At 73.7% G+C, this 26,253-nt stretch carries 16 protein-coding genes; 3 read left to right on the top strand and 13 right to left on the bottom strand.

Annotated elements, in window-relative coordinates; translation table 11 throughout:
• Positions 1-122: 122 nt before the first annotated feature.
• A complete protein-coding gene (locus ABZ135_RS02735; RefSeq protein WP_356691040.1) occupies positions 123-1,595 on the top strand; it encodes a PspC domain-containing protein in 1,473 nt (490 codons plus the stop codon).
• Positions 1,596-1,751: 156 nt separating this feature from the next.
• Here the strand turns inward: ABZ135_RS02735 and ABZ135_RS02730 are convergent, their stop codons facing one another.
• From ABZ135_RS02730 to guaA, 4 genes are all read right to left on the bottom strand, one after another.
• Positions 1,752-2,393, bottom strand: a complete 642-nt coding sequence (locus tag ABZ135_RS02730; RefSeq protein WP_356691038.1) for a DoxX family protein — start codon at positions 2,391-2,393, stop codon at positions 1,752-1,754.
• Positions 2,394-2,517: 124 nt separating this feature from the next.
• Positions 2,518-3,759: a hypothetical protein gene (locus ABZ135_RS02725; RefSeq protein WP_356691036.1), complete on the bottom strand. Its 1,242-nt coding sequence runs from the start codon at positions 3,757-3,759 to the stop codon at positions 2,518-2,520.
• Positions 3,760-3,931: 172 nt separating this feature from the next.
• On the bottom strand, positions 3,932-4,672 hold the full coding sequence (locus ABZ135_RS02720; RefSeq protein ID WP_356691100.1) for a class II aldolase/adducin family protein: 741 nt from the start codon (positions 4,670-4,672) through the stop codon (positions 3,932-3,934).
• A 300-nt stretch (positions 4,673-4,972) separates the two neighbouring features.
• On the bottom strand, positions 4,973-6,574 hold the full coding sequence (gene guaA / locus ABZ135_RS02715) for a glutamine-hydrolyzing GMP synthase (protein WP_356691034.1): 1,602 nt from the start codon (positions 6,572-6,574) through the stop codon (positions 4,973-4,975).
• 365 nt (positions 6,575-6,939) lie between these two features.
• On the opposite strand from guaA, the gene ABZ135_RS02710 reads away from it, so the two are divergent.
• On the top strand, positions 6,940-7,287 hold the full coding sequence (locus ABZ135_RS02710) for a chorismate mutase (protein ID WP_356691032.1): 348 nt from the start codon (positions 6,940-6,942) through the stop codon (positions 7,285-7,287).
• A 601-nt stretch (positions 7,288-7,888) separates the two neighbouring features.
• Here the strand turns inward: ABZ135_RS02710 and ABZ135_RS02705 are convergent.
• The 6 genes from ABZ135_RS02705 to ABZ135_RS02680 all read right to left on the bottom strand — a co-directional run bounded on the left by ABZ135_RS02705 (position 7,889) and on the right by ABZ135_RS02680 (position 21,007).
• Complete coding sequence (locus ABZ135_RS02705; RefSeq protein WP_356691030.1) at positions 7,889-9,739, bottom strand: GMC family oxidoreductase; 1,851 nt, start codon at positions 9,737-9,739, stop codon at positions 7,889-7,891.
• 54 nt (positions 9,740-9,793) lie between these two features.
• Positions 9,794-11,461, bottom strand: coding sequence for a succinic semialdehyde dehydrogenase (locus tag ABZ135_RS02700; RefSeq protein ID WP_356691028.1), 1,668 nt, complete (start codon positions 11,459-11,461; stop codon positions 9,794-9,796).
• 104 nt (positions 11,462-11,565) lie between these two features.
• The gene (locus tag ABZ135_RS02695) at positions 11,566-13,341 is read right to left on the bottom strand and encodes a serine/threonine-protein kinase (RefSeq protein ID WP_356691026.1); all 1,776 of its coding nucleotides are present in this window, start codon (positions 13,339-13,341) and stop codon (positions 11,566-11,568) included.
• Between the two features lie 147 nt (positions 13,342-13,488).
• Positions 13,489-16,383, bottom strand: a complete 2,895-nt coding sequence (locus tag ABZ135_RS02690) for a protein kinase (RefSeq protein WP_356691024.1) — start codon at positions 16,381-16,383, stop codon at positions 13,489-13,491.
• Positions 16,384-16,457: 74 nt separating this feature from the next.
• Entirely contained in the window at positions 16,458-19,136 is a 2,679-nt protein-coding gene (locus ABZ135_RS02685; RefSeq protein WP_356691022.1) for a protein kinase, read from the bottom strand.
• A 164-nt stretch (positions 19,137-19,300) separates the two neighbouring features.
• Positions 19,301-21,007 carry a glycerol-3-phosphate dehydrogenase/oxidase gene (locus ABZ135_RS02680; RefSeq protein ID WP_356691020.1) on the bottom strand — a complete coding sequence of 569 codons (1,707 nt, stop codon included), beginning with the start codon at positions 21,005-21,007 and terminating at the stop codon, positions 19,301-19,303.
• Positions 21,008-21,310: 303 nt separating this feature from the next.
• Here ABZ135_RS02680 and ABZ135_RS02675 point away from each other — a divergent pair, with 303 nt between their 5' ends.
• Positions 21,311-22,573, top strand: a complete 1,263-nt coding sequence (locus ABZ135_RS02675) for a nucleotide sugar dehydrogenase (protein ID WP_356691018.1) — start codon at positions 21,311-21,313, stop codon at positions 22,571-22,573.
• A gap of 70 nt (positions 22,574-22,643) precedes the next feature.
• On the opposite strand, the gene ABZ135_RS02670 is transcribed toward ABZ135_RS02675, so the two are convergent.
• The 3 genes from ABZ135_RS02670 to ABZ135_RS02660 form a co-directional block, all read right to left on the bottom strand.
• Complete coding sequence (locus ABZ135_RS02670) at positions 22,644-23,768, bottom strand: GuaB3 family IMP dehydrogenase-related protein (protein WP_356691016.1); 1,125 nt, start codon at positions 23,766-23,768, stop codon at positions 22,644-22,646.
• 116 nt (positions 23,769-23,884) lie between these two features.
• On the bottom strand, positions 23,885-25,384 hold the full coding sequence (gene guaB / locus ABZ135_RS02665) for an IMP dehydrogenase (protein ID WP_356691014.1): 1,500 nt from the start codon (positions 25,382-25,384) through the stop codon (positions 23,885-23,887).
• 174 nt (positions 25,385-25,558) lie between these two features.
• Positions 25,559-26,161 (bottom strand): sigma-70 family RNA polymerase sigma factor, encoded by a 603-nt coding sequence (locus tag ABZ135_RS02660; protein ID WP_356691012.1) that lies wholly within the window; start codon positions 26,159-26,161, stop codon positions 25,559-25,561.
• Between the last annotated feature and the right edge of the window lie 92 nt (positions 26,162-26,253).

The following is a 26,253-nucleotide window of genomic DNA, read 5'->3' as shown; positions in this document are numbered from 1 at the left end:
ATCAGGGTCGGCCCGGATATCGACCCTGGAACCGTCTCGGGGTAGGGCGGCCCCGGAAGATCAGGGTCAAGGCAGGGTCGGTCCCGGTGCCGCGGAGGGTCACGGCCCGTCACCATGGACGCATGACCAGTTCGACGCCTTCGCACCACGAGGCCCCGCCGCCGGCGGAGGCCCCGCCCGCCTCGCCGCTGCGGCGCTCGCGCGGGCAGAAGGTCGTGGCCGGCGTGTGCGGCGGTCTCGGCCGGCATTTCGACCTCGACCCGGTGATCTTCCGGGTCGTGCTCGGCGTGCTCGCGGTGACCGGCGGCGTCGGGCTGATCTTCTACGGCTTCGCGTGGCTGCTGCTGCCGCTCGCGGACGAGGAGGAGAACGAGGGCCGCCGGCTGCTGACCGGCCGGGTCTCGGGCTCCTCGCTGACCGCGGTGCTGATGGCGCTCGTGGGCTGCGGGATCTTCCTGTCGATGCTGCACAACGGGGGGACGCTGGCGTTCGCGCTCGTCCTGTCGCTCGCGGTGAGCGGTGCGGCGGTCTGGTCGCAGCGGCGGCAGTCGGTCGTGGCGACCGTCGAGGAGGGCGGCCGGATAGACGCGGCCGCCGCGCTCGCGGTCGCCGAGGCGCCGCCGGAGACCAAGGCGCCGCCGCTCGTGGAGTTCCCGTCCTGGTGGCGGGACCCCATCGTCAAGGACGGCTCGACCGGGAAGGTGGCCATCGGCTATCTCTGGGGGCCGCACGGGATCCTCGACGAGGAGGGGAAGATCGACGGCGTGGTGCCGACGCCGGGCAGCCAGTGGGGCCCGGACCCGGCCGCCGCGCCGGGCCGCCCGACCCCGTCGGCCCGGGTGCGCACGAGCCCGCCGTCCATCGGCGGCCTGGTGTTCCTGCTGGCCCTGATCGCGGGCGGCCTCGGCACCGGCCTGTCGTGGGAGGGGAATCCGCTGGGCACGAGCCTGCAGATCGGTCTGGCCGCCGCGCTCGCGGTGTTCGGGCTCGGTCTGGTGGTCAGCAGCTTCCTCGGCCGGACCGGTTTCGGCACGGTCTTCCTGATGCTCGTGACCGCGGGCCTGCTCGCGGTGGCGTCGGTGCTGCCGAAGGAGATCTCCACGGTCTGGGCCCGCGAGACCTGGCGGCCGGCGGCGGTCTCGGCCGTGCAGCCGCGCTACGAGCTCGGCACCGGCATCGGCACGCTCGACCTGTCGGCTCTCGCCGTGCCGGCGGGGACGACGGTGGCGACGCGGCTGGAGGTCGGCGCGGGGAAGCTGAAGGTGATCGTGCCGCGCGACGCGACGGTGAAGCTCCGGGCCCAGGTGGGCCTCGGCGATCTGCGGCTGCCCCCGGAGAACGCGCCGGCGGCCCCGTCGGCCATCCCCTCCGCGACGCCGTCGACCGCCGCGCCGGTGTCCCCGCCCGCCGTGCCGTCGGCCGTGCCCCCGACGGCGCCCGTCGCGCCCTCGCCGCAGGGGGACATCGACATCGCGCCGGACCTCGACGAGAGCCGTACGCTCGCCCCGCCGCCGGGGGTCACCCCGGGCGGCACGCTCGACCTCTTCCTGGAGGTCGGTCTCGGACAGGTGGAGGTCGTCCGTGCTGGTGCATGAGTTCCGCCCGGGACGGCTGATCCTGGGCATGGCCGCCCTGGCCCTCGCGGCGCTCTACGCGGGGGACGCGGCGGACGCCTGGTCGGTCGCCTGGTACGTGGTGATCCCGGTGCTGTGCGGGGCGCTCGGCCTCGCGGCGGTCGCGTCCTGGGCCGCCTATCGGATACGGCGGCGGTCGGCGAGGAGCGCGTCCAGCGACAGCACGGGCGCACCGGCGAGCAGCAGCGGGAGCCAGGCCATGAGATAGGCGAGGTCGTTGCCGAGGTAGTACGGGTTCACCTGCCAACTGACGGTCAGCCACAGGCTCAGCGAGATCAGCGCCCCGCCGAGCGCGGCGACCCGGGCGAAGAGACCGAAGAGGGTGCCGAGGCCGACGGTCAGCTCGCCGAGGGCGATGGCGTAGCCGAAGGCGACGGGGTTCTCGAGTGCCAGGTCGACGAGGGCGGGGAGGGCGGAGGTGTCGCGGACGCCCCGCATGACCTCGCCGATCGACTCGGGGCCGGTGTCGGCGAGAAAGGCGGAGTCGGTGAGCTTGTCGAGCCCGGCGTAGATGAAGGTGACGCCGAGGAAGAGCCTCAGCGGAAGCAGGGCGTAGCGGGTGGCGACGGCCGTCCACCCGTCGCTGCCGCCGTCACCGGCGCCTCCGGAGCCGAAGCCCCGGTAGCCGGCTCCGGAGCCCCGTCCGAAGCCGTCACCACCGGTGCCGTGGCCCCCAGCCCCGTGGTCGCCGGTTCCGTGGTCGCCGGTTCCGTGGTCGCCGGGGCCCCGGTCGCTCGTTCCGTCCGTCCGTCCCGTCATCGCCGGCCGCCTCTCCACGCGCGCCCCGTCGCTCGGTCCGGGGGTCCGAGTTTCGATTCTCCTCGCATTCCCGGTGACAGGACATCCCCGAGGCGCGGACCCGGCACCGGGTCACCGTCGTGGGTCAGTCGAGGACGTCGATCACGACCCGGTTGGTCTCGATCCCGGCGGCCGTGATCACCGACACCTCCATCCTGCCCGGCTCCACGTCGGCCGGGAGGGGGACGGTCAGGGCGGTGTCGGTCGGGTTGGCGAAACCGCCGGGGACGGGGACGAGGGGGACATGGGCGTGGACGGGGCCGATGCGGACCACGAGCCGGGTGAGCGGGTCGGGCGCGGCCGCTCCCGCCGGGACGAAGCCGGTGCCGCGGATCTCGATGTCGTCGCCGGTGCGGATGGGGGCGTCGAGGTCGCCCGCCTCGCGGGCCCGGACCACCGAGAAGATCTTGGGCCGGCCGCCCTCCACGCACTTGCCGAAGAGGTAGCAGGCCACGGAGACGGCGACGAGCAGCACCAGCGCCCAGGGCAGGCCGGGCAGCCGGTCGGGGGCCTGGCCGAGGCGGACCGCGGCGAGGACGAGGACGGCGGCGGAGACCAGCACGTACTGCGCGTCGGTGAGGCTGGCACGCCCGTCGTCGTCGCACAGCAGATCGGACGGCCGGGGCCGGTCGGCGCGGACCTTCTGGAGGCGGCGGCCGGCGATCCGCAGGGCCACGACGAGCCGGGCGACGACCGCGGTCAGGCCGACCAGGGCGAGCACGGCGAGCAGCCCGGCGCCCCGGCCGAGACCGAGGTCCACGTCGGGGGCGCCGGTGACCAGGCGCAGGGCGAGCAGCAGCAGCGCGTAGACGGAGAGGAGGAGCCAGGCGGCGGCGACGGCACGGGAGGTGGAGAGCCGGTTGTCCTCGCCGAGGAGGGGGGCGACGACCCCGCCGCGGTGCCGGTGCGACCGGGCCGCGGCCGTCAGGGCGGCCGCGAGCAGGACGGCGGCGCCCAGGGCGGCCGTGCGGGTGCCGGTCCAGCCGGTGCCGAGGGCCGTGAGGGCCTGGCCGAGGAGCAGGGCGAGGACGGCGCCCCACCCGACGGCGAGGGTGCCGCGGTGGATCCGGTCGCACCGGGCACCGCCCGTCCCACGGCCGCGCGCGGCGACGGTGCGGGCGGACTGGGCGAGTTCGTCGGAGACCCACTGCCGTGAGGCGACCGGCGAGTGGGCGAGGGCGGCGGGCACGCCGTGCCCGGCGGCGAGTTCGTCGCGCCGGGCGAGGAAGGCGGCGACGGCCCGCCGGTGGCCGGAGCGTTCGCAGTGCGGGCAGGGCCCGCCCTCCGCGCCGCCCGACCCGCACTGTCTCGCCTCTTGCACCGCCACGGCGCCGCCCACTTCCCGCTCGGTCGACTCGTCCTCGTCAACTCGCTGTTGATTCCTGGGAATTGTGCCGCACCGACCACTCCGCCCGAGCGCATTGCACACCTCGCGCGGGAGTGATTGAAGAGTCATCACATTGACGTAAGGACTGCCAAGTCCGTCACCAGGACGTTCGCTACGACAGGAGTTCGGGCTCCTCGCGGCTGATCCGCCGCCACAGCGGCTGGTAGTTGATCCAGGCCACGAGGTCGCTGCCGAGCTGTTCCCGGGTGGCGACGGCGTCGCGGTGGTCGATGAGCACCGGCTTGCCCGCGGCCCGTGCGGTGAGCTGCACCTGGGCGCAGCGTTCCATGGCGATGAACCACCAGGCCGCCGCGTCCACGGAGGTGCCGACCGTGAGCAGCCCGTGGTTGCGCAGCACGATCGCCTTGCACGCGCCGAGGGCGACCGCGATCCGCCGGCCCTCCTCGGGGTCGACGGTGACGCCGGTGTAGGCGTCGTAGAGGACGTGGTCCTGGTAGAAGGCGCAGGCGTCCTGGGTGATCGGGTCGATCAGCTCGCCGAGGGCGGCGAGCGCCCGCCCGTGCGTGGTGTGGGTGTGGGCGACGGCCACGACGTCCGGCCGGGCGCGGTGCACCTGGGCGTGCACGGTGAAGGCGGCCTGGTTGACGTGGTGGGTGCCGTGGACGACCCGGCCGTCGCCGTCGACGAGGATCAGGTCGCTCGCGGTGATCTCGGCGAAGGGCGCGCCGAAGGGGTTCGCCCAGAAGCAGTCGGGGTGCTCGGGGTCGCGGGCGGTGATGTGCCCGGACACCCCGTCCTCGTATCCGAGCCGTCCGAAGTTCCGCAGCGCGGCGGCGAGGCGCTGCTTGCGGTGCCTGCGCTCCTCGGCGGCCGTCGCGTGGACGGGCGGCATGGCGAAGTGGAGCTGCCCGACGGGTACGGGGACGGGGGCGGACCCGGGGGCGGGGGAAGGCGCGGGAACGGGCGTGGGAGCGGACGCCGGTGTCTCGGTCATGCGCCGGAAGGTAACGCCCGGCCGGGCAACTCACCAGAGCCCGCGCGGACCCCGTTCCGGCCCTCCTTTCCGGCCCCCCTTTCCGGCCGCCCGTGGCCCGTACGCGAGACCGCCGCCCCCGCGGCGGAGCGGGGACGGCGGTCTCGGACGTTCGGGTGCGCGAGCGCTCAGGCGCTCAGGCGGCACCCGCGGGAGCGACTACTCCCACTCGATGGTGCCCGGCGGCTTGCTGGTCACGTCGAGGACGACGCGGTTGACGTCGGCGACCTCGTTGGTGATGCGGGTCGAGATGCGGGCCAGCACGTCGTACGGCAGGCGCGACCAGTCGGCGGTCATGGCGTCCTCGGAGGACACCGGGCGCAGCACGATCGGGTGGCCGTAGGTGCGGCCGTCGCCCTGGACGCCGACGGAGCGGACGTCGGCGAGCAGCACGACGGGGCACTGCCAGATCTCGCGGTCGAGACCGGCGGCGGTGAGCTCCTCGCGGGCGATGGCGTCGGCCTCGCGGAGCAGGTCCAGGCGCTCCTTGGTGACCTCGCCGACGATGCGGATGCCGAGGCCGGGGCCGGGGAACGGCTGGCGCTGGACGATCTCCTCGGGCAGGCCGAGCTCCTGGCCGACCATGCGGACCTCGTCCTTGAAGAGCTGGCGCAGCGGCTCGACGAGCTCGAACTCCAGGTCCTCGGGGAGGCCGCCCACGTTGTGGTGGGACTTGATGTTGGCGGTGCCGGTGCCGCCGCCGGACTCGACGATGTCCGGGTAGAGCGTGCCCTGGACGAGGAAGGCGACCTCCTCGCCGTCGGCGGCGCCCTCGGCGACGATCTCGGCCTGCGCCTGCTCGAAGACGCGGATGAACTCCCGGCCGATGATCTTGCGCTTGGTCTCCGGGTCGGAGACGCCGGCGAGGGCGGTGAGGAAGCGCTCCTGCGCGTCGACGACCTTCAACTGGACGCCGGTGGCGGCCACGAAGTCCTTCTCTACCTGCTCGGTCTCGCCCTTGCGCATCAGGCCGTGGTCGACGTAGACGCAGGTGAGCTGCGAGCCGATGGCCTTCTGGACGAGCGCGGCGGCCACGGCGGAGTCGACGCCGCCGGACAGACCGCAGATCGCGCGCTTGGTGCCGACCTGGGCGCGGATGGCCGCGACCTGCTCCTCGATCACGTTGCCGGTGGTCCAGGAGGGCTCGATGCCGGCGCCGCGGTAGAGGAAGTGCTCCAGGATCTGCTGGCCGTGCGTGGAGTGCAGCACCTCGGGGTGGTACTGGACGCCGTACAGCTTCTTCTCGTCGTTCTCGAAGGCGGCGACCGGCACGACGTCGGTGGACGCGGTGACGGTGAAGCCCTCGGGGGCGGCGGAGCAGGCGTCGCCGTGCGACATCCACACGGACTGCTCGACCGGGGTGCCCTCGAAGAGGGTGGAGCCGGCCTTGCTGACGTGGAGGGGGGTACGGCCGTACTCGCGGGCTCCGGTGTTGTCGACGGTGCCACCGAGGGTGGTCGCCATGAGCTGGAAGCCGTAGCACATGCCGAAGACGGGGACACCGGCCTCGAAGATCTCGCGGTCGAGGCGCGGGGCGCCCTCCGCGTACACGGAGGACGGGCCGCCGGAGAGGATGATCGCCTTCGGGTTCTTGGCCAGCATCTCGGCCACCGGCATGGTGGACGGGACGATCTCGCTGTAGACCCGGGCCTCACGGACGCGGCGGGCGATGAGCTGGGCGTACTGGGCGCCGAAGTCGACAACGAGGACTACGTCCGGGTTGGTGACGTCGGGCGCGGCAGCGGGGGGCGCTGATGACACTTCGGCGGCCTTCCGGCGGTAGGAGGGGATCCCTGGGGGTTCCCCCGAAGGGGGCTATTTGTCGATTCTACCGGCGCGCCGATGACGCGTTTCGTCTCACCATCCGAACCGGGGTGGCCTTCGTCTCACCATCCGGGCCCGGCTTGCACCCGGACGCACGCGGGGGTCCATACTGTGCGCCATGCGCAAGCTCCCGACCTTCCTCTTTACCTATGGCAACCGGCCCACCGGCTGCCATGGTCGTGCTGCTTGAGCAACTGACAAGCGACTTCCCAGGCGCCCCGGGCCGACAAGGCCCGGGGCGTTCTGCTTGTTCCCGGGCGATGCCGCCCCGGGGCTCCCGACCCGACACGAGGAGCCCCACCGTGACCACCACCTCCCCCGAGAAGACCCTCGACGCCAAGACCCTCCATGCGAAGACCCTCGGCGCGAAGACCCCCACCGAGCAGACCGGCGCCCGCACCGACGAGGCGGCCGCGCTCATCGGCGACGCCCGCGAGCGCATCGACGCGCTCGACGACCGGATCATCGGTCTGATCCAGGAACGCATGGCCGTCTCGGCCGTCATCCAGGAGGCCCGCGTCTCCTCCGGCGGCCGCCGGGTGAACCTGGCCCGCGAGATGGAGGTGCTCGGCCACTACCGGGACGCGCTGGGCAAGCCGGGCACGGCGCTCGCGATGACGATGCTGGAGCTGTGCCGAGGCCGGATCTGACCGCCCGGGGCGGCCTCCGGCGCGTGTGAGTGCTGTCCCGTACCCGAGTTCGGTCGCACCCTCACCCGTACGGCGCGTGACCGGGCCCGGCGCGGCTTCGTTGGTCGTGATGTCCGTGCCAGCCAGGGGCGGGCCCGAAGAAGACCACGCGTGGCTCTCGCTGGGGCGTGTGACGTACCTCCGGTACGTCGTGGGACCTCGCCCCAGCGCGCGTGACCGGACGGCAGGGGACAGCAGCCCGGTCACCCAGAAAGGGCGGTCGGTTCCGGGGACGCCCGGGACCGGCCGCAACCGGCCGAACGACCCGACACCCACCGTCCCGGTCCCCCTCCCCACACCCTCCTCCCCCACACTCCTTCCCGCACCCCCCTCCTCGCCTCACCAGGGGCCTCGCGCCCGCGACCGGAATCGCGGCGCGGGGCCCCTTGGCGTGCGTGTCGAAAGCCCCGCTCGATACGTGACGCGCGTCACATGAAGATCTCGTGCGAGCGCTACAACCAATCCCCCAGGTCACGGGTCATCTATTCAGCACCACCCAGAAACTGGAGGGGCGCTGCACTCGGAGGGGGGTGCAGCGCCCTTTCCGTTTTCCGGAATCCGGCTACGCCGACTCCGTCTCCTTCGGCCGCACGGCCGGCGGAGCGACCGGCGGGACGGCCGGCGGGACGACGGGAATCCCCAGGAACGGCAGCTTCAGGGCGCCGAACGCCTCGGCCGGGACGGCGGGCGCCTTCGGCTCGACCGGCGCCAGCCGCACGTACGCCTCGCCCTGACGCGGGCGCGGGTCCTCCTCACCCTTGTTGGGCCAGAAGGACATCGCCCGCTCCGCCTGCGCCGTGATCGTCAGGGACGGGTTCACCCCCAGATTGGCGGAGACCGCGGCACCGTCCACGACGGAGATCCCCGGGTGGCCGTAGAGGCGGTGGTACGGGTCGATGACGCCCGACTCGGCGTCCGCACCGATCGGACAGCCGCCCAGGAAGTGGGCGGTGAGCGGGGTGCCCATGAGTTCGCCGATGTTGGAACCGGCGAAGCCGTTGATCTCCTCGGCCATCAGCGAGGCGGCACGGGTCGCGGCCTCGATCTGGGTCGGGTTGGGGGCGCCGTGGCCCTGGCGGGCGGTGAGCAGGCCCTTCCCGAGGCCGCCGGGCTTGCGGTAGGTGGTGAGGGAGTTGTCCAGGGACTGCATCACCAGGCCGATGATGGTCCGCTCCGACCACCGCCGGTTGGACAGCGAGCGCAGCGCGAGCGCCGGGTGCTTGACCATCTCCAGGAGCCACTTGCGGACGCGGTGGGCGCCGTAGGGCACCTGGAGGACGGTCAGACCGCCCATCGAGTTGGAGCCCTTGCCGTAGCGCACCGGCTCGATGTGGGTGTTCGCGTCGGGGTGGATCGACGAGGTGATGGCGACGCCCCGGGTGAAGTCGACCCGGTCCTTGCCGTGCTTCTTGCGGTAGCGGCGGTCGGTGGTCTGCGAGCCGACCAGCGCCTCCGAGTTCGTACGGGTCAGCTCGCCGAGCCGGGAGGAGATCCGGGGCAGCAGCCCGGTGTCCTTCATCCGGTGCAGCAGGGTCTGGGTGCCGTACGTGCCGGCCGCGATCACCACCCGGCGGGCGGTGAAGGTCCGGCCCGCGCCCTTCCTGCGGTTGTCGGTCGGGAGGGTCTTGACCGCGTAGCCGCCGCGCGCGTCCTCGGTGACGGCGACGACGGAGGTCATGGGGTGGACGACCGCGCCGGCCTTCTCGGCGAGGTAGAGGTAGTTCTCGTTGAGGGTGTTCTTGGCGCCGTGCCGGCAGCCGGTCATGCACTCGCCGCACTCGGTGCAGGCCCTGCGGGCCGGGCCCGCGCCGCCGAAGTAGGGGTCGGCGACCTCGCCGCCCGGCTTCGCCCTCGCCGTGCCGTCGGCATCGGCGCCGTCCCCGAAGAAGACGCCGACCGGCGCCATGTGGAAGGTGTCGCCGATCCCCATCGCCTGGGCGGTGGCCTTCAGGTGGACGTCGGAGGGCGTCATCGTCGGGTTGAGCCGCACGCCGAGCATCCGCTTGGCCTGGTCGTAGAAGGGCGCGAGCTCCTCGCGCCAGTCGGTGATGTCCTTCCACTGCGGGTCCTGGAAGAACGGGTCGAGCGGCTCGTAGAGGGTGTTGGCGTAGTTGAGCGAGCCGCCGCCGACCCCGGCGCCGGCGAGCACCATGACGTTGCCGAGCAGGTGGATGCGCTGGAGCCCGTAGAGGCCGAGCGCCGGGGCCCACAGGAAGTTCTTCAGGTCCCAGGAGTTCTTGGGCAGGGTGGCGCGGGTGAAGCGCCGCCCGGCCTCCAGGACGCCGACCCGGTAGCCCTTCTCGGTGAGGCGCAGGGCGGTGACCGAACCGCCGAAGCCGGAGCCGACGACGATGACGTCGTAGTCGTACGCACCGTCGTCTTCCTGATTCTGGGCAGGGGGTACCACGGTCATGGCTCTCCTCGTACGAAAAGGGGCTTCGGGGCGGGACGGCGAAACGGGTGCGGGTCAGCGCAGGCGCAGGGCCTTCATGACCTTCAGGGACGTGCTCATGAAGGCGGCGTACTTCTCGTCGTCCATCCCGAAGGAGGGGGCGAGCGGGATCAGCCGCTGCTGGGCGACGGTCTGGGCCTCGGTGAACTTGAGGATGCCCTCCGAGCCGTGGCGCCGGCCGAGGCCGGAGTCCTTCATGCCGCCCATCGGGGCCTGCACGCTGCCGTACGCGGGCGCGTAGCCCTCGTTGATGTTGACCGTGCCGGTGCGCAGCCGGGCGGCGATGGCGTGGCCGCGGCGGGAGTCGGTGGTCCAGACGGAGGCGTTGAGGCCGTACGGGGTGGCGTTGGTCAGCTCGACGACCTCGTCCTCGTCCGTGAAGCGGTAGACGGAGACGACCGGGCCGAAGGTCTCCTCGGTGCAGACGGCCATCGGGGCCTCGACGCCTTCGAGGATGGTCGGCTCGTAGAAGAGCGGGCCGATGTCCGGGCGGGCGACGCCGCCGGCGATCAGCCTGGCGCCCTTGGCGACGGCCTCCTCGACGTGCCGGGTGACGGTCTCCAACTGCCGCTCGCCGACGAGGGAGCCCATGTCGGCGCCGTACGCGAGGGAGTTGCCGAGTCGCATGGCCTTGGTGCGGGCGGCGAAGCGGGCGATGAACTCGTCGGCGACCGACTCGTGCACGTACAGCCGCTCGATGGAGATGCAGAGCTGACCGGCGGAGGAGAAGCAGGCGCGGACGGCGCCGGCGGCCGCCTTCTCGATGTCGGCGTCCTGGAGCACCAGCATGGCGTTCTTGCCGCCGAGTTCGAGCGTGACGCCGACGAGGCGGGCGGCGGCGCCCTGGGCGACCTCGCGGCCGGTGCGGGTGGAGCCGGTGAAGGAGACGTAGTCGGCGTGGCGGACGACCTCGGGGCCGACGACCGGGCCCTCGCCGAGGACGACCTGGAAGACCTCTGCGGGCAGACCGGCCTCGATCAGCAGGTCGCGGGCCCACAGGGCGGTGAGGGCGGTCTCGGTGTCCGGCTTCATCACGACCGCGTTGCCGGAGACGAAGGCGGGCAGGGCGTCGCCGACCGAGAGCTCCAGCGGGTAGTTCCAGGGCGCGATCTGGCCGACGACCCCGCGCGGCTGGCGCAGCTCGGTGACCTTGGTGAGGGTCGGCACGACACCCGTGTGGCGCTTGGGACGCAGGTACGCGGGCGCCTTGCGGCCGTAGTGGCGGGCGGCGACGGCGACCGCCTGGACCTCCTCGTGGGCGTGCAGGCGGGCCTTGCCGGTCTCGAGCTGGATGAGGTCGAGGACCTCGCCCTGGCGCTGGAGGACCAGGTCGTGGAAGCGCAGCAGCACGGCCGCGCGCGCCCTGACCGGGGTCGCGGCCCAGGCGCCCTGGGCGGCCCGGGCGCGGGCGAAGGCGGCGGCGACGTCCTCGGGGGTGGACTCGGGCAGGTCCGCCAGCTTGTCCCCGGTGAAGGGGGTGTGGTTGGCGGTACGGCCGGACCCCACGACCCCGCGGGTGAGCCGGACGACCAGATCGGGCGTGACCACGTCGGCGGCCGTGCGCGCGCCGGCAGGCGCGGGCGCGACGGGGTTGGTGCCGGGCGTGGCGGGCGTGCCGGGGGCGTCGAGGGTGGCCGCGGCGGCGGCCGCGTCCGTGGGGGAGGATGCCTGCGAGTCCGTCATGAGGGCGAGGGTAGGGCGCAAACCCGCCTTTGGGTACCCGTCAGTAACGCGTTTTCACCCGGCGCGCACAAACGCGCCAGTGAACACTGGCACATAAGCCCTGATCAGGGGCTTACGGCATCTCCAGGCGCCCTCCAGTACTTCTTCACGATGTCGAACTGCTCACGCGTGCGCTCCCAGCTCTCCTCCGGCGAGGCCATGTAGAGGGCGTACTCGGTGCCGTCGTCGTCGTAGTACACCTGGTCGATCGCGTGGCGCGGCCCCGGGAAGGTCTGCTTCTCGATCCAGGTGAACTCCCACACGCAGGATTTGACCTGGTCACGGAAGGTGTTCTGGGTCAGCCGGATGCGCTGGTACTCGGCCCGCTTCCGGACGATCTTCTCCAGGTCGAGCATGTGCACGTACGGGTTCTCGAAGTCGGGCGAGGGGTCGATGCTGATCCGGATGCGGTGGCGCCCGTTGTCGGGCGTGTAGTCGATCTGGTCGCCGTCCGCCTGGCGCTTCCAGCCGTCCGGTACGACCAGGCTGAAGCCCTCCGGATCCTCGACCCGGTGCCAGCCGGCCGGGATCTCGCCCTGGGCCGGGTCCCCGGCCGGGTCCTTGCCCGCGCCCTGGGAGGTGGTGGACGGGCCGGCGCCGCCCCGGTCGCCCTTGTCCCCGCCCAGGTGGGTCATGGCGGCGAACACCGCGCCGCCCGCGAGGAGCCCCGCGACGACGGCCGCGAGCAGCGAGGAGCGCCAGCGGCCCCGTCCCTGGACGCGGGCCGGGTGCTGGGCCTGGGCCGGGTGCTGGGCCTGGGCCGGGTCATGGGCCGCCGGGCCCTGGGGCTGGGGCGGGGTCTGGGCCTGGGCTTGGGCCTGGGCTTGGGCCTGGGTGGGCGTCGCGGCTCGGGCCTGGACGGGGACGGTGGTGGCGGGGGCGGGCGCCGCCAGGTCGTCCTGCGGCAGCGGCAGCGGTGTCGTGGCGGAGGCGCCCGCGGCGCTCAGCTCCTCCCGGCCCATCCGCCGCGTCGGCACGTACGCCTGCGCGGCCTCCGGCGTCCGCCCCTCCATCGCGTCGAGCAGCATCCGCTCGGCCTCGTCCGCGCGCGGGCGCTGGTCGGGGTCCTTGCGCAGCAGCGCGACGATGACCGGGGCGAGCGCGCCGGCCTTACGGGGGTACGGCGGTTCCTCGGTGACCACCGCCTGCATCGTGCTGATCGGCGAGCCGCGGCGGAACGGCGAGCCGCCCTCCACCGCCGCGTACAGGGTGGCGCCCAGGGACCACAGGTCGGAGGCCGGGCCCGGGTCGCCGCCGCGCACCCGCTCGGGCGCGAGGTAGTCGATGGAGCCGACGAGTTCGCCGGTGCGGGTGATCGAGGAGTCGCCCTCGATGGCGGCGATGCCGAAGTCGGTGATGAGGACCCGCCCGTCGCGGGCGAGCAGCACGTTGCCGGGCTTCACGTCCCGGTGCAGCACTCCGGCGGCGTGCGCCGCGCGCAGGGCGCCGAGGACGTGCAGGCCGATCCGGGCCGCCTCGCGCGGCTCGATCGTGCCGGAACCGGACTCCTTCACCGCGTCCGCGAGCGAGGGCCCGTCCACGTACTGCATCACGATCCACGGACGGTCGTCGTGCTCGAGCACGTCGTGCACCGTGACCACGCCGGGGTGGGTGATCCGGGCCGCCGCCCGGGCCTCCTTCTGCGTCCGGGCGTGCAGGACCAGCCGGTCGGCCTCGGCCACGAACCGTCCCGCCGTCAACTCCTTGACCGCCACCACACGGTGCAGCACCTCGTCGTGGGCGCGCCAGACCTTGCCCATGCCGCCGCGCCCGATGGACTCGCCCAGCCGGTAACGCCCGGCGAGCAGCAGCCCGGTGCCGGTGCTCTCAGAATGTTCCACGTGCCCCCGCTTGTTTGCTTCGGAGGCAAGGTTACGGAGGGGGGCACGGCTCACGGAACCTCGGGGCGGGCATTGGGAACAACCTGTGACCGGCGGCCGTTTCGGGGCGAGGCGAGGCGGGGCGAGGCGGGGCGAGGCGGGACCGGGTCAGCGGGTGGCGCGGTATCCCTTCACCGCCTGGTCGTAGACCTCGGAGACCTTGTCCCGCTCGTTCTCCGGCCCGATGACGAGGACGACGTGGTAGCGACCGCCCTCGATCAGCGCCATATTGCGCACGAACACCTCGCGTCCCGTGCTGTCCTGCCAGGTGAACTGACCCACCGCCATCGTCTGCCGGCCGACGTCGATCCGGCGCAGACCGGAGGCGCTGGACCAGGACGAGTCCCGCCACGGCTGGAGCTCCCGCTCCTTGGTCCGCTGGTACGCCATGGGATCGGAGCCGTTCGCCTGCACGGTGTCCCGGCCGGGCACGACGATCAGCGTGAAGTCACCGCTCGTGTAGCGCACTTGCCCGGCGTCGTTGATCGGGCTGCGCCGCCAGTCGCGCGGCACGCCGACCTGGAAGCCCTCGGGGTCCGTGCGGAGCACGTAACCGGCGGCGAGCGCGGGCGCCGACGGGTCGGCCGCGGGCGGGGTGGTCGCCGGCTGGTGGGGGGTGGGGCGGGACGACGGCTCGCCGGTGGCGGGCGGCGCCGACGCGGTCGCCGGGGCACCGGACGTCGCCGGCGGCGCCGTCCTGCCGCCGCTCCCCTCCTCGCCCTGCCGGGGCATGAACCACACCGCGTAGGCGATCGCCCCGGCGAGCAGCAGGAGGACGAGCAGCAGCAGCGAGCAGCCCAGGGCGCGCGGGGAGCCCGAGGTGCGGCCGGGGGCGCGGGGCGCGCGCGGGGCGCGCTGCGGGATCTCCTCGTGCAGGTCCGCGGTGTCGGCGTGCGCGGTGTCGGCGGGCTTGGTGCGCCGCCCGTACGCCGCGGGCGCCGCGTACGACGGCTGGCGCGGGTTCCGGCGGTCGCGGCCCCTGCCGGCGCGTCCCTGGCGGTGCCGGCCGCCCGAGGCTCCGCCGCGACGGCGCCGCACCAGCTCGCCGCGGCGGCGCACGATGGGCAGCCGGGTGACGTCGGGGGACGGCAGCGGTACGACTCCGATCCCGGCCTCCGGCTCGGGCGCCGACCGCACCAGGGAGCGCAGCCAGCCGCTCAGCTCCTCGACGTCGGGGCGCTCCGTGGGGTCCTGGCGCAGCAGCGACTCCACGACCGGTCGCAGCGGCCCGCACTCTTCGGCGAACGCGGGCGGCTCGGCGCAGACCAACTGCACCAGCTCGGCGGCGCTGTCCTCGGGGTACGGGGCGTGGCCCTGGACGGCCCGGTAGAGCAGCGCGCCCAGCGCCCACAGGTCGGTGGCGGGGCCGATGGGCGGGGCGAGCCGCCAGTGCTCGTGGACCGGGCCGGCCTGCTCGGGCGCCCAGCGCTCGGTGACGGCGCCGACGACCGCGATACGGGTCTGGCGGGCCCGCTCGGCGGCGAGCCGGGTCACCGGTCCCCGGTACGGGTCGCCGGAGCCGTCACCGGTCGGGGCGGCGGCGGACGCGGGCGGCTGCGCGGGGGCGGCCGCCCGGTATCCGGCGGGGAGCGCGGGCAGCGCGGGGCCGGTGCTCCCGCCGCCGCCCGCCGGGACGGAACGCCCGCCGTCGCGGGCGGCGTGCGGGCCGTCGCTCCAGGTCCCGGCCAGGTAGGCGCGCGGCGGCGGCGTCCCGTAGCCGCCACCCGTCTCGTCCTCGTCGTCGAGGTCGTCGAGGTCGTCGGCGTCGTCCTCGTCGCCCGCCCGGGACCACCACTGCGGCGGCGCAGGAGGCGAGGGCGGGCCACCGGCCGGGGGCGTGGTGTCGGCGGGCGTGGCGGGGCGCGGGGCCGGGAGGGCTCCGGTCTCACCGATCCGCGCGGCGGCGCGGGCCCCGGCGCGGTAGGCGGCGATGGCCCCGGCACGGGCGGCCCGCACGTCGGCGGCGGGCGGCACGGCGGGGGTGGGCACGACGGGCACGGGCGCGGCGGACAGCTCGGGCCGGCCCGGACCGCCGTACGGGGTGCCTCCGTCGGGCCCGTAGCCGGCGCCGTACGCCGTGCCGGGACCGTCCGGCTCGTCGTCTTCGCCCGGCTCGCCCTCGGGCGCCCGGGACCCGGGCACCCGGTTCACGGTCGCGGGTGCGGGGGGCTCCAGTTCGTGGACCTCCGCGCCGTACGGCTCGCCCTCCTCGTAGCCTGCGAACTCCTCGTGGCCCTCGGCCTCGCCGTACTCTCCGGCCTCGCCGTACTCTCCGGCCTCGTCGTACTCCCGGTGGTCCCCGGTCTCGCCGTACCCCTCGTGCTCGGAATACAGCGCGTTCTCGTCGTACGCCTCGGCCTCGTCGTACACCTCGGTCTCGTAGACCTCCCGGCCGAATCCGGGCACCCCGTACGGGGAGTCCTCCTCGCGCGGCACCGGGGCGTAGCCGCAGAGGGCCTCCTCGGCGGCGCCTGCGGCGAGGCCGGTGAGGACGACGCGGCCGTCGTCGCAGACGAGGACGGTGCGCGCGGTGACGTTCCGGTGGGTCCAGCCGTGCGCGTGCAGGGTGCGCAGGGCGGTGAGCAGGTCGGCGCCGATCTCGGCGGCCCGGTACGGGGTCAGCGGGCCGTCGGCGAGGAGCTCGGAGAGCGGTGTGGCGGCGACGAACTCGCTCACGATCCACAGGGAACCGGCCTCCGCGAACACGTCGAAGACCTGGTCGAGTCGGGGGTGGTCGGGGATCCGCGCGGCGGCCTGGGCGGCTTCGACGGCGCGGCGGACCGTCGGCTCGGCCGGTCTGCGGGTCGCGCGTCCGGGAGCCGTGAACGGCTCGTCGTCGAGGAGTTCGGCGTCCACGACCTCGGGCAGCGGGACCTGACGGATCCGCACTTCCTGGCCGCTGTACGTGTCGAAGGCGCGCGTCTCGACGTGGTCGTACGCGTCCGCCGGGGGCAGGGGCAGCCGATAGCGGTCCGCCAGCACCCTTCCCGCGTAGTCGTCCACGACGCCTCCCCACGCGCCTGCCGTCCGCCGTGCCCCGCCCTCGCGGGCGGGGCCTCTCACGATACGTGCGCCCGTCAGTCCTTGGGGCCGAACGTGGCGAACGCGGTCTCGCGGAGCGTCTTGCACTCCGCGGCGTCCCAGGCGTCGGCCCGGCAGCTCACCATGATCGAGTAGCCGTGGTCGGCGTCGACCTTGAAGCCCCGGTTGAGCACCCGGACGCGCATGCCGTTCTGGGTGCGCTCGAACTCCCAGTCGGCCACGGTCGGATAGCCCTTGTACGCGACCGGGCGTATGCCGATGTGCTTGTAGCCGTTGCTCGACGCGGCGACGGCGGCCATGGCGGCGCGCCAGGCGGCGGCCGCGTCGTCCTTCGGGCTGTCGTTGAAGTCGACCTGGACGCGCGGGAATCCGGTGCCGCCGGCGTGGAAGATGCCGCCCGAGTTCTGGCCCGCTATCGCCGCGAGCTTGAAGGTGGCGGGCATCGCCATCCGGAAGTGGAAGCGGTCGTTGGTGACCATCACATAGCCGGGCGGCAGCTTCGGGCCGCCGCCCGCCTGGTCGCCGCCGGGCGTGCCGGACGGCGTGGTGCCGCCCTGCCCGCCGCCGTCGGTCGCCGGTGTGCCGCCGCTGCCCTGCTGGTCGGGGTCGCTCGGGGTCGTGTCCGTACCGTCGTCGGTCCGGCCGTCGGTGCCGCCGGAACTGGTGCCCGCCGAGGCCGTGGTGCCGGCGGAGGCGGTGCCCTTGCCCTGGTCGGTGCCCGCGTTGCCGCCGCCGAGGGCGACGTACAGGATCGTGCCGAGCAGGGCGAGGACCACGACCGCCGCGATGATCACCAGGGTGCGGCGCGGGACGACGTCGGTGAGCGAGGCGCGGGCCTGCCCGGGCCGCTCGGGCGTCCCGGCGCCGGGCCTGCGGTCGGCCTCGCTCCGCGTGGCCGCGCCCGCGGCGGCGTTGCGCACGGACTTCAGGGCGCCCCGGAGCCGCTCGGCGGTCGCCTCGCCGGCCTTCTCCCGGGCGGGCTTCTCCGGCTTGGCGGCCACCGGCGGACGATCGGGGAGCGGGGGCAGCGGAACGACCCTCGTCGCCTCCGGCGAGGGCTCCGGCGGCGCCTCCGGCGCGTCCAGGACGGCGCGCAGCAGCACCCGCGCGCCCGCGTCGTCGAGCCGCTGGTCGGGGTCCTTGGCGAGGAGGCCGTAGATGACCTTCTCCAGCTCCGGTCCCGCGTTCTTCGGCGGGTCGACCGGCTCGGTCATCACCGCGGTGAGGGTGGCGATGGCGGAGCCCTTGTCGTAGGGCGGGCTGCCCTCGACGGCGGCGTACAGGAGCCCGCCGAGCGACCAGAGGTCGGCGGCCGGTCCGGGCTTGTGGCCGCGGGCCCGCTCGGGCGAGATGTAGGAGGGGGCGCCGACGAGCATGCCGGTGGAGGTGATCGAGGGGTCGCCCTCGACCTGGGCGATGCCGAAGTCGGTGAGGACGACCCGGCCGTCCTCGGCGATCAGCACGTTGGACGGCTTCACGTCGCGGTGGAGGATGCCCTCGCGGTGCGCGGAGCGCAGCACGTCGAGGATGGCGAGGCCGACCTCGGCGGCGCGGCGCGGGGTGAGCGTGCCGTCCTCGCGGACGGCGTCGGCCAGCGACTTGCCCTCGATGAGCTCCATGACGATCCACGGGCGGTCGTCCTCGTCGACCACGTCGTAGACGGTCACGGCGCCGTTGTTGCGGATCCGGGCGATGGCCTTGGCCTCGCGCAGGGTCCGGGTGATGAGGCGTCGCTTCTCGTCCTCGTCGATGCTGTTGGGGAAGCGGAGCTCCTTGACGGCGACGGTCCGGCCCAGGGTCTCGTCGACCGCGCGCCACACGGTGCCCATGCCGCCACGGCCGAGGACGACGCCGAGGCGGTAGCGCCCGGCCAGGAGGCGTCCCTGGGCGGACGGCGTGTCAGCCCGTCCGGCCCGGGCGCCCGTTCCGGTCGCGTCGGCCCCGAAGCCCGCGGCCGGCGCGGCCCCGTCGGTCGACCCGCTGCCACCTGCGGCCTTGCCCGCGCCCTTCGCGCTGCCCGGCACCGCGTCCTGGACGCCTCGCCCGGCCGCGCCCGCGCCGGTGGCGCGGTCCTTGGCCAGGCCGGTGGCCGCCGGAGCGTCCGCCGCCTTGTCCCGCGCCGGTCCGCCCGCGCCCGTGCCACCGCTCCGGCCCTTGGCCAGGATCGCGGTCGCCGGGCTGTCCGACTCCTTGTCGTCCCGGCTGCGGCCCGTCTGGTCCGCGGCGCCGCTGCGGCCCTTGGCGAGGACCGTCGTGGTCGGGGTGTCAGAAACCTTGTCCCGGACGTCCTGCCCGGCGTCCCGCGTACCGGCCGGCGAGGCGGCCTCCTGCCGCGCGGGGGCGTCGGCGCCACTACCGGCGGCCGGTGCCCGGCCGGCGCGCGTCGACGGGTCGGCACCGGCCGGCCCGCTGTCGTCACCCGCCGCTTCGGCCGACGGCACGTCGGCGGAGCCGGCCGGCCGCGCGTCCTCCGCCGTCCGCCCGGCCTGTCCGGCCTGGGTGTCCTCCGGCGCCCTGGACGCCCTCGGCACCTTGGGCGTCTCCGGGGTCTTCGGCGCCGCCGAACCGTCCGAATCCGCCGAGTCCACCGGCTTCTTGTCCCGCTCCGCGCGCGCGGCCGGAACCGCACCCCGGTCGCCGTCGGTGGCGGCGCCCGCGGCGGCGTCCCGCCGGGGGTCCTGCCCCGTGTCCCGCGACTGCTCCGCCTCCGACATGCGTCCCCTCTGCGATCCCTGTTTCTCGCCCGCGTCCGGAGCTCCCGCGCAATGCGGCAACCCGCCCTGGAAGAGAGCTCATTGTCCCTCACTCCGGGACCGCTGCCTCCCCCGGGTCCGCACTCCGAGCACCTTTCCCACCCGTGAAGGGTGCCCCCACCCTGTCAGATCGGCACGATGTCCGGCGCCCCGAGCCGTGCCGCGTCGGCCGTCAGGTCGTCGGGCTGGCGCTGGGACTCGCGCTCCGCCTCGACGCGCTTCTCGTAGTGCTCGACCTCCTTGTCGATCTGGGCGGCGTCCCAGCCGAGGACCGGGGCCATGAGTTCGGCGCATTCGCGGGCACTGCGCGTGCCCCGGTCGAAGGTCTCGATGGAGATGCGGGTGCGGCGGGTGAGGACGTCGTCCAGGTGGCGCGCGCCCTCGTGGGAGGCGGCGTAGACGATCTCGGCCTTCAGATAGTCCTCGGCGGCCGGCAGGGGCGCGCCGAGGGACGGGTCGGCGGCGACGAGGTCGAGGAGCTCCTCCGTCAGGGAGCCGTAGCGGTTGAGCAGATGCTCGACCCGGGCGACGTGGAGGCCGGTGCGGGCGGCGATTCCGGCGCGGGCGTTCCACAGGGCCTTGTAGCCCTCGGCGCCGAGGAGCGGGGTGTCCTCGGTGACGCAGGCGGCGACCCGCTTGTCGAGTCCGTGGACGGCCTCGTCGACGGCGTCCTTCGCCATGACCCGGTAGGTCGTGTACTTCCCGCCGGCGACGACGACGAGACCGGGCACGGGGTGGGCGACGGTGTGCTCGCGGGAGAGCTTGCTGGTGGCGTCCGACTCGCCGGCGAGGAGCGGGCGCAGGCCCGCGTAGACGCCCTGGACGTCGTCGCGGGTGAGCGGGGTCGCGAGCACGCCGTTCACGTGCTCCAAGAGGTAGTCGATGTCGGCGCTGGAGGCGGCCGGGTGGGCCTTGTCGAGGTCCCAGTCGGTGTCGGTGGTGCCGATGATCCAGTGGCGGCCCCAGGGGATGACGAAGAGGACGGACTTCTCGGTGCGCAGGATGAGTCCGGTGGTGGAGTGGATGCGGTCCTTGGGCACGACCAGGTGGATGCCCTTGGAGGCGCGGACGTGGAACTGGCCGCGCTCGCCGATGAGTGCCTGGGTGTCGTCGGTCCACACGCCGGTGGCGTTGACGATCTGACGGGCCCTGATCTCGTACTCCCCGCCGGTCTCGACGTCCTGGACGCGGGCGCCGACCACCCGCTCGCCCTCGCGCAGGAAGCCGACGACGCGGGCCCGGCTGGCGACCCGCGCCCCGTAGCTCGCGGCGGTGCGGACGAGGGTGGTGACGAAGCGGGCGTCGTCCATCTGGGCGTCGTAGTACTGCAGGGCGCCGACGAGGGCGTCCTTGCGGAGGCAGGGGGCGACGCGCAGGGCGCGGCGGCGGCTGAGGTGGCGGTGCACCGGCAGGCCGCGGCCGTGGCCCGAGGAGACCGACATCGCGTCGTACAGGGCGACGCCGGAGCCCGCGTACAGCCGCTCCCAGCCCTTGTGCTGGAGGGGGTAGAGGAAGGGGACGGGCCTGACGAGGTGGGGTGCGAGCCGTTCGAGGAGCAGGCCGCGCTCCTTGAGGGCCTCGCGGACGAGCGCGAAGTCGAGCATCTCCAGATAGCGCAGGCCGCCGTGGATGAGCTTGCTCGACCGGCTGGAGGTGCCGGACGCCCAGTCGCGGGCCTCGACGAGGCCGGTCGCGAGCCCTCTGGTGACGGAGTCGAGGGCGATGCCGGCGCCGACGACCCCGGCGCCGACGACCAGTACGTCCAGTTCACGCTCGGCCATCGCCGCCAGCGCCTCGGCGCGCTCGGCGGGTCCCAGTGTCGCTGTCCTCACGGCTGCTGCCTCCCGTCGTCCCCCGTGTGTCGGCACGGCCGGCCGCACCCGTCCCCGTACACGGCCTCGATCACCGGCCGCCCGACGCGTGTGGTCCGGCTCACAGTCCTGATTCTGTCCCGGCCCTCCGACTTCAGCCACCGCCCCGACCCCGACCTGTGGATAACACTCGGCGACCTTCGGCCCGACAATGCCGCATATCGGTCATATTTACGCTTAGTCTGACATTGCGTAAGGCTCCTTCGGTCCACAGGGCTTGCGCACCGCGTCCCCTCCGGCTACTGGGAAGGACGGCCCACCTCCATGCCCGCTGATCTCGCCGTCATCGGCCTCGGCCACCACGGACTCCCCCTCGCCCAGGCAGCCACCGCCGCCGGCATCGCCACCGTCGGCTACGACACCGATCCCCGCCCCGCCGCCGAGCTCGCCGCCGGACGCCCCCCTGTCGACGGCTCCCTCACCGCCGCCGAGATCCGCCGGATGCTCTCCGCCGGCTTCCGGCCCGCCGCCGACCCCGCCGAGCTCGGGCGCGTCCGCACGGCCGTCATCTGCGCCCCCACCCCGCCGGGACCGGACGGCGCCCTCGACCTCACCGCCGTGTCCGACGCCGCCCGCGCCCTCGCCGCACGGCTGCGCCCGCACACCACCGTCCTCCTGGAGTCCCCGGTGCCGCCCGGCACCACCGAGGGCCCGCTGCGCGACCTCCTCGAGAAGGGCTCGGGACTGCGCGCCGGACGCGACTTCCACCTCGCCTACTCCCCCGGCCGCCTCGACCCCGGCCGCCCCGCGCAGGGCACCGTCCGCGGCGCCCACGCCCTCGCCGGCACGCCCAAGGTGATCGGCGGACTGACCTCCGCCTGCACCGAGTCCGCCGCCGCCTTCTACGGCCGCCTCACCGACAAGGTGGTCCGCGCGCGCGGCCCCCGCGAGGCGGAGACGGTCAAGCTCCTGGAGACCAACTTCCGGCACGTCAACATCGCCCTGGTCAACGAGATGGCGGTGCTCTGCCACGAGATCGGCGTCGACCTCTGGGACGTCATCCGCTGCGCCGAGACCAAGCCCTTCGGCTTCCACGCCTTCCGCCCGGGACCCGGCGTCGGCGGCCACGGCGTCCCCGTCGACCGCCTCGACGGCCACCGCCCGCTGCGGCTGGTCGAACTCGCCGGCCAGGTCAACGAACGGATGCCGCAGTACGTCGTCCAGCGCAGCGCCACGCTCCTCAACGAGCACGGCAAGTCCGCCCGCGGCGCCCGGGTCCTTCTGCTCGGGATCACGTACAAACCCGATCTCGCCGACCGGCAGGGCTCACCCGCCGACGAGATCGCCCGCCGGCTGATGGACCTCGGCGCCCAGGTCAGCTACCACGACCCGTACGTCCCCGACTGGCGGGTCCGCGACCTGCCCGTCCCCCGCGCCGACTCCCTCTACGAGGCCGCCGCGCAGGCGGACCTGACGATCCTGCTCCAGCACCACCGCACCTACGACCTCCAGGGCCTCTCGGTGAAGGCCCAGCTCCTCCTCGACACCCGGGGCGCCACCCCGGCCGGAGCGGCCCACCGGCTGTGACCGGGACCGACGGCGAAGGGCCCCGCACCACCCGGTGCGGGGTCCTCCGTCACACGCGGACGGTCAGCGGTCAGCGCTTGTGCTGGGCGTCGGCGACAGTGACCTCGACCCGCTGGAACTCCTTGAGCTCGCTGTAGCCCGTGGTGGCCATGGCGCGGCGCAGGGCGCCGAAGAAGTTCATGGAGCCGTCGGGGGTGTGCGACGGGCCGGTGAGGATCTCCTCGGTGGTCCCGACGATGCCCAGGTCGACCAGCTTGCCGCGCGGCACGTCCTCGTGGACGGCCTCCATGCCCCAGTGGTGGCCCTTGCCGGGGGCGTCCGTGGCGCGGGCGAGCGGGGAGCCCATCATGACCGCGTCGGCGCCGCAGGCGATCGCCTTCGGCAGGTCGCCGGACCAGCCGACGCCGCCGTCCGCGATCACGTGCACGTAGCGGCCGCCGGACTCGTCCATGTAGTCACGGCGGGCGGCGGCCACGTCGGCGACGGCGGTGGCCATCGGGACCTGGATGCCGAGCACGTTGCGCGTGGTGTGCGCCGCGCCGCCGCCGAAGCCGACCAGGACGCCCGCGGCGCCGGTGCGCATCAGGTGCAGGGCCGCCGTGTAGGTGGCGCAGCCGCCGACGATGACCGGCACGTCGAGCTCGTAGATGAACTGCTTGAGGTTCAGCGGCTCGGCCGCGCCGGAGACGTGCTCGGCGGAGACGGTCGTGCCGCGGATGACGAAGATGTCCACGCCCGCGTCGACCACGGCCTTGGAGAACTGCGCGGTGCGCTGCGGGGAGAGCGCGGCGGCGGTGACCACACCCGAGTCGCGCACCTCCTTGAGGCGCTGCCCGATCAGCTCCTCCTTGATGGGAGCGGCGTAGATCTCCTGCAGACGGCGGGTCGCGGTGGCCTCGTCGAGCTCGGCGATCTCGTCGAGCAGCGGCTGCGGGTCCTCGTGGCGGGTCCACAGACCCTCGAGGTTCAGCACGCCCAGGCCGCCCAGCTCGCCGATGCGGATGGCGGTCTGCGGCGAGACGACGGAGTCCATGGGGGCGGCCAGGAAGGGCAGCTCGAAGCGGTAGGCGTCGATCTGCCAGGCGATCGAGACCTCCTTCGGGTCCCGGGTGCGCCGGCTCGGTACGACGGCGATGTCGTCGAACGCGTACGCCCTGCGGCCGCGCTTGCCGCGCCCGATCTCGATCTCAGTCACGTTGTGTGGCCTTTCCCTCTGTGTCTGCGCCTACCAGTATCCCCGACCCACGCCGAAGGGGCGGCTCCGGCCACATGCCGGAACCGCCCCCACGGGTCGCGCTGCGTGACCGGACGCTACTTCCGGCTGTAGTTCGGCGCCTCGACCGTCATCTGGATGTCGTGCGGGTGGCTCTCCTTGAGACCCGCCGAGGTGATCCGGACGAAGCGGCCCTTCGACTCCATCTCCTCGATGGTGGCCGCGCCCACGTAGCCCATGGTCTGGCGCAGACCGCCGACGAGCTGGTGCACCACGGAGGAGAGCGGGCCGCGGTAGGGCACCTGGCCCTCGATGCCCTCGGGCACGAGCTTGTCGTCGGAGGTGACGTCGGCCTGGAAGTAGCGGTCCTTCGAGTAGGACCGGCCCTGGCCGCGGGACTGCATGGCGCCGAGCGAACCCATGCCGCGGTACGACTTGAACTGCTTGCCGTTGATGAACATCAGCTCGCCGGGCGACTCCTCGCAGCCCGCGAGGAGGCTGCCGAGCATCACGGTGTCGGCGCCGGCGGCGAGCGCCTTGCCGATGTCGCCGGAGTACTGCAGGCCGCCGTCGCCGATCAGCGGGACGCCGGCGGCGCGGGCCGCGAGGGACGCCTCGTAGATCGCGGTGACCTGCGGGACGCCGATGCCGGCGACCACGCGGGTGGTGCAGATGGAGCCGGGGCCGACGCCGACCTTGATGCCGTCGACACCGGCGTCGATCATCGCCTGCGCGCCGTCGCGAGTGGCGACGTTGCCGCCGATCACGTCGACGTTCACGCTCGACTTGATCTTCGCCATCCAGCTCAGGGCGTTGCTGTTGTGGCCGTGCGAGGTGTCGACGATCAGGAAGTCCACACCGACCGCGGCGAGCGCCTGGGCCCGCTCCAGGGCCTCCGGGCTGGCGCCGACGGCGGCGCCGACGAGCAGCCGGCCCTCGGCGTCCTTGGCGGCGTTCGGGTACTTCTCCGCCTTGACGAAGTCCTTGACGGTGATGAGGCCCTTGAGGACGCCCTCGTCGTCGACCAGCGGCAGCTTCTCGATCTTGTGGCGGCGCAGCAGCTCCATGGCGTCCACGCCGGAGATGCCGACCTTGCCGGTGACCAGCGGCATCGGCGTCATGACCTCGCGGACCTGACGGCTGCGGTCGGTCTCGAAGGCCATGTCGCGGTTGGTCACGATGCCGAGCAGCTTGCCGGCCGGGTTGGTGACGGGGACGCCGCTGATGCGGAACTTGGCGCACAGGGCGTCCGCCTCGGCGAGGGTCGCCTCCGGGTGCACCGTGATCGGGTCCGTGACCATGCCGGACTCGGAGCGCTTGACCAGGTCGACCTGGTTGACCTGGTCCTCGATGGAGAGGTTGCGGTGCAGCACGCCGACGCCGCCGAGACGGGCCATCGCGATCGCCATACGGGATTCGGTCACCTTGTCCATCGCCGCGGACAGCAGCGGGATGTTGACCCGTACGTTGCGGGAGATGCGGGACGAGGTGTCGACCGCGTTGGGGAGCACCTCGGAGGCACCCGGCAGCAGCAGCACATCGTCGTAGGTCAGCCCGAGTGTCGCGAATTTCTCGGGCACTCCGTCGACGTTGGTCATGACACCTTCCCCAATGGCCTTGATCGGTGCGGATGTCCATGCTAACGGGCCGCGAGGGTGTCTCATTCCACGAGCAAGATCGCGGAGAAGCTTTGGACTTTCGTACGTGTACGTGAGGGACAGGCGCCCCGCACCACCCTTACTGACCGGCCGGGGCCCGCCGCCCGGCCGGGGCTACTGCTCGGCCAGGGCCCGCAGCCGGCTCAGGGCGCGGTGCTGCGCCACCCGCACGGCGCCCGGGGACATGCCGAGCATCTGGCCGGTCTCCTCGGCGGTCAGCCCGACGGCCACCCGCAGCACGAGGAGCTCGCGCTGGTTCTCGGGGAGGTTGGCGAGCAGCTTCTTGGCCCATTCGGCGTCGTCGCTGAGCAGCGCGCGCTCCTCGGGGCCGAGGGAGTCGTCGGGACGCTCGGGCATCTCGTCGGAGGGCACCGCCGTCGATCCGGGGTGCCGCATGGCGGCCCGCTGGAGGTCGGCCACCTTGTGGCCGGCGATGGCGAAGACGAACGCCTCGAAGGGCCTGCCGGTGTCCCGGTAGCGCGGCAGCGCCATGAGGACGGCGACGCAGACCTCCTGGGCGAGGTCCTCCACGAAGTGGCGGGCGTCCCCGGGCAGCCGGTTCAGTCGCGTACGGCAATAGCGCAGGGCGAGCGGGTGCACGCGCGCGAGGAGATCGTGCGTGGCCTGCGCGTCCCCCTCGACGGCACGGTGAACGAGCGCACCGATCTCCCCCGGCCCGGCGGGCACGGGTGACCCCACGGTCTCGTCGTCGCGCATCGCTCCATGGTGCCCCGACGCCCGCTCGTCCGCGGCACCGCGTCCGTAGTTGTGCACCGAAGCGTTATGAGCAGGTGCGCCGGGACTCATCT

This window comes from Streptomyces sp. NPDC006339, from assembly GCF_040612775.1.
Taxonomy (GTDB): domain Bacteria; phylum Actinomycetota; class Actinomycetes; order Streptomycetales; family Streptomycetaceae; genus Streptomyces.
This window is presented reverse-complemented; position numbering and strand designations above follow the sequence as displayed.

What these genes read in the sequence shown, in the direction of transcription:
- ABZ135_RS02705 (WP_356691030.1), bottom strand. Translation starts at nt 9,739, where the DNA reads ATGACCGTGGTACCCCCTGCCCAGAATCAGGAAGACGACGGTGCGTAC.
- ABZ135_RS02730 (WP_356691038.1), bottom strand. Translation starts at nt 2,393, where the DNA reads ATGACGGGACGGACGGACGGAACGAGCGACCGGGGCCCCGGCGACCAC.
- ABZ135_RS02720 (WP_356691100.1), bottom strand. Translation starts at nt 4,672, where the DNA reads ATGCCGCCCGTCCACGCGACGGCCGCCGAGGAGCGCAGGCACCGCAAG.
- guaB (WP_356691014.1), bottom strand. Translation starts at nt 25,384, where the DNA reads ATGACCAACGTCGACGGAGTGCCCGAGAAATTCGCGACACTCGGGCTG.
- ABZ135_RS02685 (WP_356691022.1), bottom strand. Translation starts at nt 19,136, where the DNA reads ATGTCGGAGGCGGAGCAGTCGCGGGACACGGGGCAGGACCCCCGGCGG.
- ABZ135_RS02660 (WP_356691012.1), bottom strand. Translation starts at nt 26,161, where the DNA reads ATGCGCGACGACGAGACCGTGGGGTCACCCGTGCCCGCCGGGCCGGGG.
- ABZ135_RS02675 (WP_356691018.1), top strand. Translation starts at nt 21,311, where the DNA reads ATGCCCGCTGATCTCGCCGTCATCGGCCTCGGCCACCACGGACTCCCC.
- ABZ135_RS02735 (WP_356691040.1), top strand. Translation starts at nt 123, where the DNA reads ATGACCAGTTCGACGCCTTCGCACCACGAGGCCCCGCCGCCGGCGGAG.
- ABZ135_RS02700 (WP_356691028.1), bottom strand. Translation starts at nt 11,461, where the DNA reads ATGACGGACTCGCAGGCATCCTCCCCCACGGACGCGGCCGCCGCCGCG.